The sequence below is a fragment of the Streptomyces sp. NPDC027962 genome (genome assembly GCF_055566095.1).
The window spans coordinates 1-15,098 of the sequence record NZ_JBVHTA010000065.1 but is presented as its reverse complement, the minus strand read 5'-3'; the positions used below and the strand labels follow the sequence as shown (position 1 = coordinate 15,098).

13 protein-coding genes and 1 pseudogene are annotated in these 15,098 nt (G+C 65.1%); all 14 read left to right on the top strand.

Annotated features, from left to right (window positions below; translation table 11 throughout):
* Nucleotides 1-197 precede the first annotated feature (197 nt).
* Complete coding sequence (eccCa, locus tag ACZ4SA_RS35175) at nt 198-4,166, top strand: type VII secretion protein EccCa (protein ID WP_468282299.1); 3,969 nt, start codon at nt 198-200, stop codon at nt 4,164-4,166.
* 76 nt (nt 4,167-4,242) lie between these two features.
* The gene (locus tag ACZ4SA_RS35170; RefSeq protein ID WP_468282296.1) at nt 4,243-4,824 is read left to right on the top strand and encodes a hypothetical protein; all 582 of its coding nucleotides are present in this window, start codon (nt 4,243-4,245) and stop codon (nt 4,822-4,824) included.
* A 60-nt stretch (nt 4,825-4,884) separates the two neighbouring features.
* Entirely contained in the window at nt 4,885-5,343 is a 459-nt protein-coding gene (locus ACZ4SA_RS35165) for a hypothetical protein (protein WP_468282293.1), read from the top strand.
* On the top strand, nt 5,343-7,514 hold the full coding sequence (locus tag ACZ4SA_RS35160; RefSeq protein WP_468282289.1) for a hypothetical protein: 2,172 nt from the start codon (nt 5,343-5,345) through the stop codon (nt 7,512-7,514). The genes ACZ4SA_RS35165 and ACZ4SA_RS35160 overlap by 1 nt, the downstream gene beginning before the upstream one ends.
* A gap of 53 nt (nt 7,515-7,567) precedes the next feature.
* Complete coding sequence (locus ACZ4SA_RS35155) at nt 7,568-8,167, top strand: hypothetical protein (RefSeq protein WP_468282285.1); 600 nt, start codon at nt 7,568-7,570, stop codon at nt 8,165-8,167.
* Between the two features lie 24 nt (nt 8,168-8,191).
* Nucleotides 8,192-8,676, top strand: a pseudogene (locus ACZ4SA_RS35150) (hypothetical protein).
* A 15-nt stretch (nt 8,677-8,691) separates the two neighbouring features.
* Nucleotides 8,692-9,615, top strand: a complete 924-nt coding sequence (locus tag ACZ4SA_RS35145; protein WP_468282282.1) for a hypothetical protein — start codon at nt 8,692-8,694, stop codon at nt 9,613-9,615.
* Complete coding sequence (locus ACZ4SA_RS35140) at nt 9,552-10,967, top strand: DUF6571 family protein (RefSeq protein WP_468282279.1); 1,416 nt, start codon at nt 9,552-9,554, stop codon at nt 10,965-10,967. The genes ACZ4SA_RS35145 and ACZ4SA_RS35140 overlap by 64 nt, the downstream gene beginning before the upstream one ends.
* Before the next feature lie 86 nt (nt 10,968-11,053).
* Nucleotides 11,054-11,569 carry a hypothetical protein gene (locus ACZ4SA_RS35135; protein ID WP_468282276.1) on the top strand — a complete coding sequence of 172 codons (516 nt, stop codon included), beginning with the start codon at nt 11,054-11,056 and terminating at the stop codon, nt 11,567-11,569.
* A gap of 184 nt (nt 11,570-11,753) precedes the next feature.
* Nucleotides 11,754-11,903: a hypothetical protein gene (locus tag ACZ4SA_RS35130; protein WP_468282273.1), complete on the top strand. Its 150-nt coding sequence runs from the start codon at nt 11,754-11,756 to the stop codon at nt 11,901-11,903.
* Nucleotides 11,904-11,906: 3 nt separating this feature from the next.
* Nucleotides 11,907-12,680 (top strand): protein kinase family protein, encoded by a 774-nt coding sequence (locus tag ACZ4SA_RS35125; protein ID WP_468282270.1) that lies wholly within the window; start codon nt 11,907-11,909, stop codon nt 12,678-12,680.
* A gap of 14 nt (nt 12,681-12,694) precedes the next feature.
* A complete protein-coding gene (locus ACZ4SA_RS35120) occupies nt 12,695-13,078 on the top strand; it encodes a hypothetical protein (protein ID WP_468282267.1) in 384 nt (127 codons plus the stop codon).
* Nucleotides 13,060-14,436, top strand: coding sequence for a DUF6571 family protein (locus ACZ4SA_RS35115; RefSeq protein ID WP_468282264.1), 1,377 nt, complete (start codon nt 13,060-13,062; stop codon nt 14,434-14,436). Before ACZ4SA_RS35120 ends, ACZ4SA_RS35115 begins: the two co-directional genes overlap by 19 nt.
* Before the next feature lie 4 nt (nt 14,437-14,440).
* Nucleotides 14,441-15,037: a hypothetical protein gene (locus tag ACZ4SA_RS35110; protein ID WP_468282261.1), complete on the top strand. Its 597-nt coding sequence runs from the start codon at nt 14,441-14,443 to the stop codon at nt 15,035-15,037.
* The last annotated feature ends 61 nt before the right edge of the window (nt 15,038-15,098 follow it).

Here is a 15,098-nt window from a genome sequence, read left to right as displayed (position 1 = left end):
AGTCGGATCGCAGGCACTGGCGTTGCGCTCCGAATGACCCCATTTTTGCGGTAGTTCATCGTTACGCAAACACGTCACGCCACCCTACCGCCCGCCCGTCACCCCCTACGCAAGTAGGATCCCTCCCCGCGGATGGAACCCGTCGCCACGGGGGCGCCGATAGGAACATTTCCGTCCGGCAAGGGAATTGGTGAGCTGTGAGTCAGATCGTTGTCAAGCGCCCACCACGGGCCCTGCCGTCCGAAGTGCCCGGCGAGCAGGTACAACTGCAACCCCCTCCCGAGCTGCCGCGAGGCCAGCAGGAGGGTGCGCTGATGCAGCTGTTGCCGATGCTCGGCATGGGCGGTTCTGTCGTCTTCTTCTTCATGACCCCGAATCCGATCATGCGGATCATGGGCATGGTGATGATCGCATCGACGGTCGCGATGGCCATCGCGATGCTGGTCCGGTACCGGCGCGGCACGCAGGGACAACTCGCGGACCTGCGACGCGACTATCTGAAGTATCTGAACCAGACCCGCCGCACGGTGCTGAGGACCGCGCGCCTCCAGCGGGACGCCCAGTTCTATCTGCATCCCTCGCCGGAGCAGCTGTGGGCTCTCGTCGCCGAGGGCAGCCGCGTATGGGAGCGCCGTATCGCCGACGACGACTTCGCGCAGGTGCGCATCGGCCTCGGCAGCCAGCAGCTCGCCACCCCGCTGATCGCCGCCGAGACCGCGCCGGTCGACGATCTGGAACCGCTCACGGTGGGTGCCATGCAGCACTTCCTGACCGCGCACAGCACCCTGGACGGCCTGCCGATGGCCGTATCGCTGCGCGCCTTCTACCATCTGACGGTCAGTGGCGACGCCGAGTCCGTACGATCGGCCACGCGATCGATGATCGGCTCTCTGGCCTCGCTGCACTCCCCGGAAGACCTGGTCATCGCCATCGCCGCGGGCCCGGGCGAGGTCTCGCAGTGGGAATGGGCGAAGTGGTTGCCCCATGTGCAGGCCCCTGGACCAGGAGACGGCGCAGGGAGCAGGCGTTTTATCACGACCGACTCACGCGACCTGCAGGACATGCTGGCGACACGCCTCGAAGGCCGCCCGCGCTTCCAGGGCGGCAACCACCCGCTTTTGGACCAGCCCCACATCGTCGTCGTGCTCGACGGCCAGTCGGTCCCTGCGATGTCGGCGCTCGCCGCGGCAGAGGGCCTTCAGGGCGTCACTCTCATCGAGGTCGTTCCCGGGGAGCTCACCGGAGCACGCGGCGGCCTGTCGGTGGTCGTCCATCCCGACTCCCTGCAGCTGGTTTCCGGGCACGGCCTCGTTTACGACGGGTCCCCCGACCGGCTGAGTCTCGAGGCGGCGGAAGCACTCGCCCGGCAGCTCGCCCCGCTCCGCGTGGCCACGGGCGTGGACGACGACGAACCCCTGCTGGCCAACCTCGAGTTCACCGACCTCCTGAACCTCGGCGACGCCGCGTCCGTCGACGTCAGCCGCACATGGCGGCCCCGCTCACAGTCGGAGCGGCTCCGTGTGCCGATCGGCGTTGGCGAGGACGGCGCTCCGGTCATGCTGGACCTCAAGGAGGCCGCCCAGGAAGGCATGGGCCCGCACGGACTGTGCGTGGGCGCCACCGGTTCCGGCAAGTCGGAACTGCTGCGCACCCTCGTCCTCGGCCTTGCCGTGACGCACTCGTCCGAGACGCTCAACTTCGTCCTCGCGGACTTCAAGGGCGGTGCCACCTTCGCCGGCATGTCCCAGATGCCGCACGTCGCCGCAGTGATCACCAACCTCGCGGACGATCTGACGCTGGTCGACCGCATGGGTGACTCGATCCGTGGCGAACTCAACCGGCGGCAGGAGATGCTCCGCGACGCCGGCAACTACGCCAACATCCACGACTACGAGAAGGCGCGCGCCGCGGGTGCCGCGCTGCAGCCCATCCCGTCCCTCGTCCTGGTCATCGACGAGTTCAGCGAACTGCTGACCGCCAAGCCGGACTTCATCGAGATGTTCGTGCAGATCGGCCGCATCGGCCGGTCGCTGGGCGTCCACCTGCTGCTCGCCTCGCAGCGCCTCGAGGAGGGTCGGCTGCGCGGCCTGGAGACGTATCTCTCGTACCGGGTCGGTCTGCGTACGTTCTCCGCGGCAGAGTCACGCGCCGCCATCGGCGTACCGGACGCGTACACACTTCCCAACGTCCCCGGTTCAGGATTCCTGAAGTTCGGAACGGACGAGATGGTCCGGTTCAAGGCGGCCTACGTCTCCGGTGTGTACCGCTCCACCACCCACCGCGGCGCTGACTCCGGCGGGCCCCTCCCCGTCGACCGCCGGCCGGTACCGTTCACCGCGGCGCCGGTGCCCGTGCGCTACATCGAGCCGACCACACAGGCCCGCGTCCCCGACACCCGCAGGGCCGAGGACGACGCACTCGCCGACACCGTCCTGGACGTGATCGTGCGCAAGCTGGAGGGCCGCGGCGCGGAGGCACACCAGGTATGGCTGCCGCCGCTGGACAACCCGCCGTCGCTGGACGAACTGCTGCCCGGGCTCAGCGGCGTGGCGGGCCGGGGCCTCACCCAGCAGGGCTATGAGGGCGCCGGTCGGCTCATCGTGCCGCTGGGTGTGGTCGACAAGCCCTTCGAGCAGCGCCGGGACACCCTGTACCGGGACTTCTCGGGTGCCGCCGGCCACATGCAGATCGTCGGTGGCCCGCAGTCGGGCAAGTCGACCCTGCTGCGTACTCTCGTCGCGGGCTTCGCGCTGACCCACACCCCGCTCGAGGTCCAGTTCTACGGGCTGGACTTCGGCGGTGGCAGCCTGTCGGCGATCGCGGAGCTGCCGCACGTCGGCGGGGTGGCGTCGCGCCTCGATCCGGAGAAGGTGCGGCGCACCGTCGCCGAGGTGTTCGGCATCATGGCGCGCCGCGAGGAGTACTTCCGCAGTGCCGGGATCGACTCGATCGCCACGTACCGAAGGCTGCGGGCACGCGGTGACATCTCCCTCGAGGACCAGCCGCACGGCGACGTCTTCCTGGTCATCGACGGCTGGGGCAACTTCCGTACGGACTACGAGGGCCTCGAGTCGGCCGTGGTCGACATGGCGGCACGTGGCCTCGGCTACGGCATCCATGTGATCGTCACGGCTTCGCGTTCGATGGAGGTGCGCTCCAACCTCAAGGACCACCTGATGAACCGCCTCGAGCTGCGGCTGGGCGACACAATGGACTCCGAGGTGGACCGCAAGGTCGCCGTCAACGTCCCGAGCGGTGTGCCCGGCCGGGGTCTGACTCCGGAGAAGCTGCACTTCATGGCGGCTGTGCCGCGCATCGACTCCATCAACTCCGACAGCGACCTCTCCGAGGCCACTGCGGCGATGGGGCAGGAGATCAATCGCCACTGGACCGGTCCGACCGCCCCGAAGGTGCGTCTGCTGCCGCGAGAGCTGCCGGCGCAGAGCCTTCCGCCGGGGTTCGCGGAGCCGCAGCGCGGAGTGGCGTTCGCCATCGACGAGGACAATCTGGAACCGGTCTTCGCCAACTTCGACCGCGACCCGTTCTTCCTGGTGTTCGGTGAGAGCGAGTCCGGCAAGTCGAACATTCTGCGGCTTCTCATCAAGCAGCTGACGGAGAGGTACGACGGGAACGCCGCCAAGTTCTTCGTGATCGACAACCGGCGTGCGCTGCTGGACGTCACCCCCGCCACGCACCTGGCCGAGTACGTCCCCATGTCCAACAACATGGATCACCACGTGGACGCGCTCGCGGAACTCATGCAGCGCCGCACACCGTCCGCGGACGTCACGGCCCAGCAGCTGCGCGACCGGAGCTGGTGGCAGGGCCCGTACGTCTACGTCGTGGTCGACGACTACGACCTGGTGTCCACGTCGAGCGGCAACCCGCTGGCCAAGCTCACGGAGCATCTGCCGTTCGCCCGTGACGTGGGCGTCCGCTTCATCATCGCCCGCAACAGCGCGGGGGCGAGCCGCTCCGCGTACGAACCCTTCATGCAGCGCATGACCGAACTCGGCGCACAGGGCCTGCTGCTCTCCGGCGACCCGCACGAGGGCGAGGTTCTCGGCGCCCGGATGCGGCCGATGCCGGCGGGCCGGGGGTTCTTCCTCTCCCGGCAGCGGGGGACGCCGCTGGTGCAGACGGGATGGCTGGGGGACGTGGAGTGAGCGCACGGACGCAACTCGGAGCCCCGCCCACGATCCGCTGCCGGATGCCACTGGCGAGTGCGCCAGGGCAGGCGCCATGACTGCTCTCATCGCCTTCATGGTGCTCTTCGGCCTTGGGTTCGTGGCCCTGGGGCTCGCCGACCACCGGGCGCTCTGGTGGCGATTCCAGGCCCGGCGGTACACCGATCCGGCGGCGCACGAACCGTCCGGCGCCGGCTTCTTCGTCCACCGCGTACTGTGCTTCGCGGTCGCGGCCATGGCCTTGTGGGGGTCGTTCGACATGTACCGCCTCGTCACACCCGACCGGATCGGTGACGGCGAGCTGCTCGAGCGGGTCCGGTCGGCCGCACAGGCGCTGGACGGTGCGACGAAGCCGTCCGTTCTGGGCACTGACGAGGGCGGCACCTGGCGCGACTTCATCGACCCCGAACTCCGTGGTCCCGAAAGAGACGACCCCACAGCCCGGCTGGAGTGGCGTTCGGGCCCTCTGAAGCCGGATGGCAATGTAGAGCGCTATGAGGTGAGCGGCAAGGACGCCCCCGTCTGCCTGACGGTGACGGCCAAGCCCTCACCGGACCAGCCGGTCCCGGACCACAGGGGACCCGTCTACTTCGTTCTGCGGGCGGAGGTCGCGGACGGGGCGTGTACGGAAGAGTGACAGCAAGAAGCCTTGTCGGTTGCCGAGGCGGCAACCGACGCACGAGGGGAAGGCATAGACATGGCATGGGACGAGTGGGACCAGCTCAAAGCACAAGCGGCTGAACGCCAGTCGACGCAGATGCAGCTGAACGGCATGCCCGAAGAGGACCGGCGTTTGTTGGAGAACGGTGGCCCGAACGGTGACTTGACCGTCAACCAGAAGGACCTTGCAGCTGTAGGGGACAGCGCGTTCAAGCTCTACACAAAACTCGGCCGGAGCGGCCGTGACGCCTGGTCCAGCAGTCAGACCGCTGCCAAGGATCTTATGAAGCAGGAGTTCGAGGTGGGTGGCGCTCTGGATCGCGTCCAAGAACGCTGGGAGAAGCAGCTGCAATCATTGCTCGACGCCTGCGCACACATATCCAACCACATGGATTTCACCAAGAAGGCTCACCAAGGAGATGAGCACTACATCGCCTCCACAGTAAGCAGCATCGCGACTTTGGACAAGGGATTCGACGAAGGGGCGAAGGGCTGATGGACTTCGATTCACTCCGCCAGGGCAGCTTTGCTTCGTTCAGTACTGCGATAAGCGACTGGTCGTCCGTGGTCAAAAGCCTCGAGACCATGAAGGAAGACGCACGCGACGACCTCAAGGGCAAGGCTGACAAAGCGAGTTGGGCTGGCGTCAACGCAACTGTCTCTCGGGAGTTCATCACGAAGACAGCGGGCGAGTTCTCCGATGCCTTCGCCCAGGCAACTTCGATCCGCAACATCCTGCGGGACACACACGACGAGCTGGTCAAGTACCGCAATCAGCTCAATGCCGCGCTCGACCGGGGCTGGGAGCAGAAACTCTCCGTCGTCGGCGTGCAGGGAGGCGGCTTCAAGGTGTACGTGAACGTACATCCGGAGCCGACCAACAGCGAACAGGCTGTCGAAACCCTGCGGAACGAGATCCAGGACATTCTCGATCTCGCCACGACGAGCGACTCCACTGCAGCCCGTGCCCTGCGCGCCATCGCCGAACAAGCGGACTACGGCTTCACCGGAGTCGAGTACAAGGACCGGGACTCGGCAGCCGAGGCGCTCCAGAAGGCCGACGCCATGGCGAAGTTGGCCATGGACGGCAAGAACATGTCCGCGAAGGAGATCGCCGAGTTCAATCGCACCTTGGCCAAGTATAAGAACGACGAGCTCTTCGCGGCGCAGTTCGCGACAAAACTCGGAGCCAAGCCGACCCTCCAGTTCTGGGCCGACTTCGCGGATGCCCATGCGGGAGCGAGGGGCGAGGAACTCAAGAAGCTGCAGGAGCTCCAGAAGAATCTGAGCATGACGCTCGCCACGGCGACGCTCTCCGACACGGACAGCATGCAGGGATGGAAGAAGGACATCCTCAACGAGTCGAACACGAGTTTCCGTTCCAGTCCCACGGAACCCATGAAGAGCCCGGTGGGCGCTCTCGGTTACCAAGTCATGAGCAGCCTGATGGGGCACGGCAAGTACGACGCCGAGTTCCTGGACGACTACGGAAAGAAGCTTCTCAAGGCCGACATGGCTCCGGCGGGCAACCCGGGCATGCACACCAACGATCTGTGGAAGAGCGGCCAGATCACCGATCTCGTCTTCGGTAAGGACGATGGACGTGACCCCCTGGTCGGCTACATGAAGGCGCTCTCGCACAACCCGGAGGCCGCTACGAACGCTTTTGACGACAAGAAGGTCGTCGAGCACATGCTGGAGAGCATCAAGTACACGGACCGTGACAGCTCGGTCGGCGTCGCACTGGAAGCGGCCGTCACAGGGGTGGGCGACGGCGATACGTTCACCGGATCGTCCCCGCACAGCGAAGCTCAGGTCGAAATCATGAGAAATGTGATGCAGGCCGTCGCACAGCCTGACGGCGGATCCGATCTAGTAACGAAGGGAATTGCTGAAAGCTTGGGGGATATGGCAGGATCATACATGCCAGAGATAAGCATTGCTCTGGCAGGGCCCGGCCATGATTCAATCTTCCCGACCGACAGCGCTCTACCGGATGGTCTCTCAAGGACGGACGTATCGCGCTTTCTTTACGAAGTGGCACAGGAACCGTCCGGACGGGCTGGAATTGTATTCGGCGAGAGCATTTACACGGCTAGCTCACTTGAGGCGCACTTTGCAGACGACTCTCTCCACCGCGGCCCTACAACACAAGCAATTGAGGCAGTTGCAGCGAATTCAGGCTTGATTCAGGGAATTGTGGGACATTCCGTCGCGGACGCCCAAATCGCCGGTGAGGTTGGCAGCGAGAAGGATTACAACGACTCCCTTAAAGCCAAGGGGGATATCCTCAAGGCGGCCCTGGCAGCCGGAGTAGGCGTAGGTACAGTCGCGCTCGTTCCGGTCGGCCCCGCGGCCGCTGTCGTCGGAGCAGCGGCCAGCGGATTCTTCGGAGGGGTTGCAGGAATGGCCGTCGACCGACTCATGGCCGAACAAGAGATGAACGGAGCCATGGACCGAGTTCTGTATCGGACGGGTGGCGAACTCAGCGACTGGAGGGACTCCGCGGTGCAACAGACCCAGGATGCCGTTACCGATGCGGCAGAAAAGTACGACTCGAAACTCACCGAGCATGAGACGGATGTACTGATAAGCAAGGCTCTTGGCACTGGATGGACAGCAAGTGACAGCCTACTGGAAGATAACATTGATCGGCCTGGCTCATGATCCTCAGAATGGCCGGTCGATCTACGGGTAGGGCTCACCTCAAGAAGCGGGTGGTGATCACTACTGCTACCGGCGCGGTCATCGCTGCCGGCATCATCGGATACTGGCAAATCTTCACCAGAGGAATCGATCGACTTCCGGCGCATGTCTGCTCAGGTGCCGTGGCTCGCAGCATCCCTGCCACTGTGCTGCCTAGCGCCCCCAAAGCAACCGAGAAGGGAGAACTGACATCGTCGGGCGTGAACGGTGCTTTCACTTTCTCTTGCTACGTCCGTGCAGCCGGCTCGACCCTATCGGGTGAGGCCGAGTCGACAAATGCTTCTGTGGACAGTTGGCGCAGCCATTACGAGCAAAAGAGCAACGACGAGGCAGTAGTCGTCTCCGCAGGTGACGTGCTGGCGATCTCTGCGCCTGGTATCTCCTCGGTGTATATTCCTTGCCTCCCACTGGGAAGCAAGAGCAGCGACGGACTGGAAGCTCCTTCACTGATCGTTGATGCGCGAACTATCGGTGATACGCGCATCGATGGTCGCGAACTGCGTCAGGCGGTGACGGACTTCGCCTACCAAATGGCAAAGCACGCCTACGATGCGGGTCGGTGCCAGGAGCCTCAGAAGCTTCCCGAAGAACTTCCTCGAATCAATTCCAACTAGCAGCGTCGGTAAGGAGCCTCGCACATGGCCTGGGACGAGTGGGAGCAGTTGAAGGCTGAGAAGCAGCCGTCGACGCGAATGCAGCTGAACGGCTTGCCGGAGGAGGACCAGCCGAACGCCGGCAACCCGACAGGAGACCTCCAGGTCCATCAGAAGGACCTGGCGGCCATCGGCGACGAGGCGTTCAAGCTGTACAACCGGCTGTGGAAGGAAGCACGGGTCGCTGACACCTACTCGACCTGACGAGCCAGGGCTTCGCTCTCGGTGGGGCCTTGACGCACGTCTCCTCCCGCTGGGACAAGCAGCTCGGTTCGGTCATGGACGCCTGTGCTCTCATCTCGAACCACATGGACTTCACGAAGAACGCGCATGCGGGCGACGAGGTCTTCATCGAGCGTCATGTGAGCAGCATCCACACCCTCGACAAGGGATTCGACGAGTCGTACGCCCCGCCAGGTGAGAAGAACGGGATCTACGGCGCGAAGGACGAGAGGGACGAGAAGGACTAGGGCCAGGGACGACTGATGGACTTCGAAGACCTTCACTCCGCCAAATTCGCACTGCTCGACGACCTGGTCACCGACTGGTCGAGCATGCTCACCAAACTGAAGACGCTCGAGACCGACGCCAAGGACGGCCTGCAGGGCAAGGCACTCAAGGCGAACTGGACCGGCTACAACGCGACAGTCTCCCGCGAGTTCATCATCAAGTCCGCCGGCGAATTCGGCGACGCACATACCCAGGCGACGTCGATCCACAACATCCTGCGGGACACACGCGACGAGCTGAAGACCCAGCAGCGCCTGCTCAAGGAGGCCATCGAACGTGGCCGTGGCAAGAACCTGACGGTCACCGCGAACGGCGGCGGCTTCACCGTTCGGGAGAACCCTGACAAAAAGGCCCCCGACGGCGAGCAGGATGTCACCGGCCTCCGTGACGAACTGCAGGGCATCCTCAACAAGGCAACAGAGATCGACAACTCCGCGTCGACAACTCTCAAGGCACTCGTCGACCTCACGGACTACGGGTTCTCCGACGCGAAGTACAAGGACCGCGACACGGCGGACGCCGCGCTGAAGGAGGCGGAGAAGCTCGCCGCCCTGGCGAAGAAGAAGCCGGAGGACCTCACCCCGGCGGACTTCGACGCGCTCAACGCCGGGCTGAAGAAGTACTCCGGTGACGAACTCTTCGCCGAACACTTCGCCACCACGCTCGGCGCAAAGGGCGCACTGAACTTCTGGGCAGGCGTCAACGACCCGCTTTTGGCCTACGAGTTGGGTTCCCAGCGTGTGGAGCAGTACGGCGACCTCCAGAAGCACCTGAGTCTCACGCTCGCGACCGCCACGCAGGCGGACACGACGGAGAGTGGTCCTGGAAGGGCGAGATGGTTCGTGCCGGGGACCAGCCCATCTCCAAGAACAACCCCACCATGGGCTTCCAGGTCATGAGCAACCTCATGCGATGGGGCGACTTCGACGACCAGTTCCTCAACAGCTACGGCACCAAGCTGATCGAGGAGGAGAAGAGACTCACGGACAACGGTAGCCAAGCTCCGTCGGATTGGCAGCACCCGGGCAGCCACCCACTGTTGAACCGGACGGGAACGGACTCGGGGTCCGACCCGATGACGGGCTTCATGAAGGCTCTGTCGAACAGCCCCGACGCCGCCACGGATTTCTTCAACGCCGACTTCGTCACGAAGGACGAAGACCATGAATTCGTGCACGACACGGACGGCGACGGAAAGATGGGCAGGAGGACGCTCAGCAACTTCGACTACCTCTTCGAGGAACGGGACTGGCCCGAGGACCGAACCGACAAGGGCGACGACAGCATCGCCGGCCGCAACAACATGGCGCTGGCCCTGGAGGCAGCCACAACCGGCCACCCGGCGGGCGAGATGCCGACCCAGTACACGGAACCGCACAACGATGGTCAGGCCAGACTCATGTCGGACCTCGTCGAGTCGATCTCGGAGGACCCGACAAGGATCACAGACCACGCGCACATGTCCGACAGCGTGGGCCAGATCGCCTCGGAGTACCTGCCGGACATCAACCGCGCGATCGCGGACGACCCGCACGGGAACACCGACAAGCTTTTTCCGCTGGCGGGCACCCAGGCCCAACTCGACCACAAGGACGTGACCGCCCTTCTGGTCACCGTGGGTCAGAGCCCCGACGGGAACGCGGCCGTCGAAGTCGGCCAGAAGGCCTACATGGCCGGTCTCATGGACTACCACCTCAATCCGGACCTGCCGGCGGACCAGCGCTATCCGCACTCCCCCGAGGAAACGGTCCAGGTGATCGCCCGGCGTTCGGGCGAGGTGAGCGGATCACTCGCCATCGGCATGCAGGAAGCCGTCCTGGGCGATGCCGGGAAGGAGGCGAAGGAGTTCTCGGACTCGGTCGCCCAGCAGAAGAACGCGTGGTCCGGGGCCATCGGAACCGTCGTCGGCGTCGGCGTGAGCTTCATCGCCACGCCGGTGGGCGGAGCAGTCGCCGGCGGAGTCGCCGGAACTGTCAGCAGCATGGTCCTTGAGCACATCTTCCAGCAGTCCGAGACCGACGTGTTGACGCAGGCCAGCAAGGAAACGGGCGGTCTCTGGGAGAAGAACAAGGATTTGAGCGCGGAACACGGTCAAATGGCGGCCATCAACGCGGCCAAGGCTCACGGGCTGCCCTACCAGGACCAGGTGGCGGACTGGGCTCTGGAAGGGCGCGACGACGGTTTCAACGACGCGGCCACCAATGCCCAGCGCATGGCGGACCATCTCACTACGGAGGTTCCCGCAGCATGACACCTGCTCGTTTGCCTGCTGCCCCCGGACAGGGTGCGCCTGCTCCGGGACAGCGGAGAACACGACTGCTGCTTTCCGGTCTCCCGGTGGCCGCCCTCGCACTGGCCCTCACCGCCTGCTCGCAACCGGAGGAAGAGCGGTCCTTCACCGTGCCACCAGACCTGTGCGGCACCCCTGTGCCCACTGCTGCGCTCGACGCGATTCTGCCCAAGAGCGGCAAGACCCTAGAGACAAAAGCGCGGTCACGAGAGGTGGGCTATACCCACTGTCAGGTCAACGTCGACGGGTTTACAGTGATCGCCGCCTTCTCCGAGTGGAAGGACGAGCCCTCTGTGAGCAAGGTGGCTCGCAGCAACCCGTTCCTCGACCTCGACGATCGCACCAGCGAGGACGGCACCTACATGTGGTCCGAACAAGGCGGTGCACGCCGCATCCCCTGCCCGGTGGCCGCCAAGGCCAAGCAAACCGACCTGAACCAACTCTTCATCAGGATCCTCATCCACGACGAGAAACTCGCCGACGCCGACGCAGCCAAGAACCTGTTGCTCGCCTACTCCGAATCCGTCGCCGAGTCGGAGGCATGCACGGGGGCCGGGTCGTGAGCCGGACCGCGTCCGTCGCGCCTGAGCGGTCGGCCGAGCCCCTGGGAAGCCGCAGGTACTGCTGCCCTGGGGCTCGGCACACGACTACGCGTTCCGCACCTTCCGCAGAGCCCGCCGCCTGACGCTCACCGACGCCCCGATAGGATCATCCGGTTGCCGCCAGAGGCAGACGGGGGTTCGGCAGATGGAGCAGGCGCGTGCGGAACGGCCGCGTACCGGCGGGCCGCGCCGGATCGGGCCCTACCGGCTGATCGCCCGGCTCGACTCGACCGGCCCCGGCCTGCCGCCCGTGCCGGAGCACCGGTTCATCGCCCGCAGCACGGACGGTGACTGAACGATGCTGGTCAGCACACCGCTCGAAGGCATCGACCCCGGACGGTTCCTCGTAGAGGCACGGGCGGCGCAGCAGATGCCCCGGCCCAGGGTGCTGCACGTGACGGAGGGGTCGCCGACTCCGGCCGCCGCCTGGTACGCGACGCCGTACCTGCCGGTGCTGCCTCTGCCGGTCGCGCTCGCCGTGCACGGCGGGCCCCTATCGGAGCGCACCGTGCGCGCCTTGGGCGTGGCCCTTGCCGAGACCCTCACGGCCGCGCACGCGGCGGGCGTCACCCATGCGGGTCTGTCCCCCGCTGCCGTCCTACTCGCGTGGGACGGACCGCGGTTGACCTGCTACGGCTCGCTTCGCGCTGCCGCGCCGGACGGCGAGCGGCGCGGCGACCGTCCGGGGCTCGAGCTCGAAAGCCTCGCCCCCGAGGCTGCGGCCGGAGGCCGCCCCCGGCCGCCTGGCGACATCCACGGCCTCGGCGCCGTGCTCGCGTACGCCGCCACCGGCCACACGGTCCCGGACTCCGCCGAACTCCCCTCATCTCTCCGCCCCTTGATCACCAGCTGCCTGTCCCGTGACGCGGCGGCCCGCCCGACGGCCTCCGAGCTGCTGCTCGCCCTCCCGCCGGCCTCGTCCGCACCGTCGGCCACGGTTCTGGACTCCGCCGCTTCGCTGCTGTCCCCCGGCTGGCTGCCGACCCGGGTGGTCGCGGCACTCGCCCGCCAGTCGGCCCAGGTCCTAGCGGCCGAGATCCGTCCCCACCCGACCGCGACCAGGCCCGGATGACGATGCTCGCGCCATTGACCCACGACGACCCCGGCGAGATCGGCGCGGAGAGGCTCGCCGCTCTGGCGAAGAAGAAGCCGGAGGACCTCACCCCGGCGGACTTCGACGCGCTCAACGCCGGGCTGAAGAAGTACTCCGGTGACGAACTCTTCGCCACCACGCTCGGCGCAAAGGGCGCACTGAACTTCTGGGCGGGCGTCAACGACCCGCTTTTGGCCTACGAGTTGGGTTCCCAGCGTGTGGAGCAGTACGGCGACCTCCAGAAGCACCTGAGTCTCACGCTCGCGACCGCCACGCAGGCGGACACGACGGAGAGTGGTCCTGGAAGGGCGAGATGGTTCGTGCCGGGGACCAGCCCATCTCCAAGAACAACCCCACCATGGGCTTCCAGGTCATGAGCAACCTCATGCGATGGGGCGACTTCGACGACCAGTTCCTCAACAGCTACGGCACCAAGCTGATCGAGGAGGAGAAGAGACTCACGGACAACGGTAGCCAAGCTCCGTCGGATTGGCAGCACCCGGGCAGCCACCCACTGTTGAACCGGACGGGAACGGACTCGGGGTCCGACCCGATGACGGGCTTCATGAAGGCTCTGTCGAACAGCCCCGACGCCGCCACGGATTTCTTCAACGCCGACTTCGTCACGAAGGACGAAGACCATGAATTCGTGCACGACACGGACGGCGACGGAAAGATGGGCAGGAGGACGCTCAGCAACTTCGACTACCTCTTCGAGGAACGGGACTGGCCCGAGGACCGAACCGACAAGGGCGACGACAGCATCGCCGGCCGCAACAACATGGCGCTGGCCCTGGAGGCAGCCACAACCGGCCACCCGGCGGGCGAGATGCCGACAATCGACACACCTGCCCACAACGCGGAGCAGGCGAAGCTGGTCGAAAGCATTTTCCAGTCGGTCTCCGAGAACCCGAAGCGCCTGACCGACCACGCCTACATGTCGGACAGCTTCGGGCAGATCGCCGCAGAGTACATGCCGGACGTCAACAGGGGACTGCACCCAGGCAAGGAGAACGAGGGAAATCTGTTCCCTCAGGCCGGAAGCCGGGCCACGCTGAGCGAGCAGGACATCACACGGTTCCTCTATACAGTGGGTCAGAACCCCGACGGCTATGCGGCCATCAACGCCGGGCAGCACAGCTACACCACATCGGTGATGGAGTACCACTTCGCCAACCCCGGGGCCTACCTGCCGGACCCGAACTACAGCGAGGCCGACAATCTCAAGAAGTCGATCGAGGACATCGCCAGGGTAGCCGGCGAGATCGAGGGAACGATCGGCACCGGTCGTGCGTACGCCAATGAAGTCGAGGGTGGCGCGAAGGACCAGGAGTTCAATGATTCTCTCAAGAATGTGAATACCTGGGTGGGCAGCGGAGTCGGCATCGGCTTGGCCACGGCGCCTGTCGCCGGTCCGGGTGGAATTGCCGCAGGCGGCCTCGCCGGAACTGCGGCGAACGAGATCCTCGGCAAACTCACCGAGGGAATGATGAAGGACAGCACCGATGAAGTGATCTACCGGAATGGAAAGGAGATCAACGACACGCGGGAGTCCACTTACACACTCATCGAGGCAGCCGTGCAGAGGGCTGGGGAGCACGCCAATAACCCGTCCCCGCATATCGTTTCCGCAGCGGCCACAGCCGCCGAGCAGGGGTTCAACAACGCCAAGACCAACGTCGCGGACTTCTGCGACGGTCAGGAAGTTCCCAAGGCGCTGGACAAGGAAGGATAAGTCTGTGAAACACCTCTCCATGCAGCTCATGCTTCCCGCCGCGGTCATCGTGATCGCGGGCGCAGCCGCCATTCTTGCTTACGTCACCGGTACTCCCCCATTCGAGCGACGCGGAGACATCAAATCCCAGAATGTGTGTGAATCGCTGGGGAACACGAGGACATCAGTGACGGCGCTGAAGGACGTCCTGCCGAAGAAATCGGACTACGTCTTCGAAGACAAAGTCGACGGCGAGACAGTGGCACAGGGCGGTTCAAGCTTCACGGCCGACTGCCTGGTCTGGGGTGAAGGCTCGGTGCTGCTGAGCGCACGGACGCAGATGATGGTCGCCGAGCCGTCTCGGAGCTGGGTAGCGGAGGGGATCGGAGACGAACTCGCACCCCGCGCCAAATCCTTCAAGGCAGGAGACATGGGTGTCATCGCGGGAGGAAAGGCGGCGGTGCTCGTCCCGTGCTCAGCTCCAGGCAGCGTTGTGGGCGGCAGCTACAGCCTCAGCGTTGTGGTCAACCTGAGGAGTCACACAGACTCGGACCAGCCGAAACTGGAAGAGCGTTTGGTCGATCTGACCCTAGTGTCTCGTGATCCTGTAGGCGTTACTTGATCTCGCGTATCTCGTTGTTACCGACATGGAGCTCTCCGTGGAACAGGCCGCAGAGTTGCGG

Coding starts and splice junctions, on each gene's coding strand:
- ACZ4SA_RS35170 (WP_468282296.1), top strand. CDS start 4,243: ATGACTGCTCTCATCGCCTTCATGGTGCTCTTCGGCCTTGGGTTCGTG.
- ACZ4SA_RS35165 (WP_468282293.1), top strand. CDS start 4,885: ATGGCATGGGACGAGTGGGACCAGCTCAAAGCACAAGCGGCTGAACGC.
- ACZ4SA_RS35160 (WP_468282289.1), top strand. CDS start 5,343: ATGGACTTCGATTCACTCCGCCAGGGCAGCTTTGCTTCGTTCAGTACT.
- ACZ4SA_RS35145 (WP_468282282.1), top strand. CDS start 8,692: ATGGACTTCGAAGACCTTCACTCCGCCAAATTCGCACTGCTCGACGAC.
- ACZ4SA_RS35140 (WP_468282279.1), top strand. CDS start 9,552: ATGGTTCGTGCCGGGGACCAGCCCATCTCCAAGAACAACCCCACCATG.
- ACZ4SA_RS35130 (WP_468282273.1), top strand. CDS start 11,754: ATGGAGCAGGCGCGTGCGGAACGGCCGCGTACCGGCGGGCCGCGCCGG.
- ACZ4SA_RS35125 (WP_468282270.1), top strand. CDS start 11,907: ATGCTGGTCAGCACACCGCTCGAAGGCATCGACCCCGGACGGTTCCTC.
- ACZ4SA_RS35115 (WP_468282264.1), top strand. CDS start 13,060: ATGGGCTTCCAGGTCATGAGCAACCTCATGCGATGGGGCGACTTCGAC.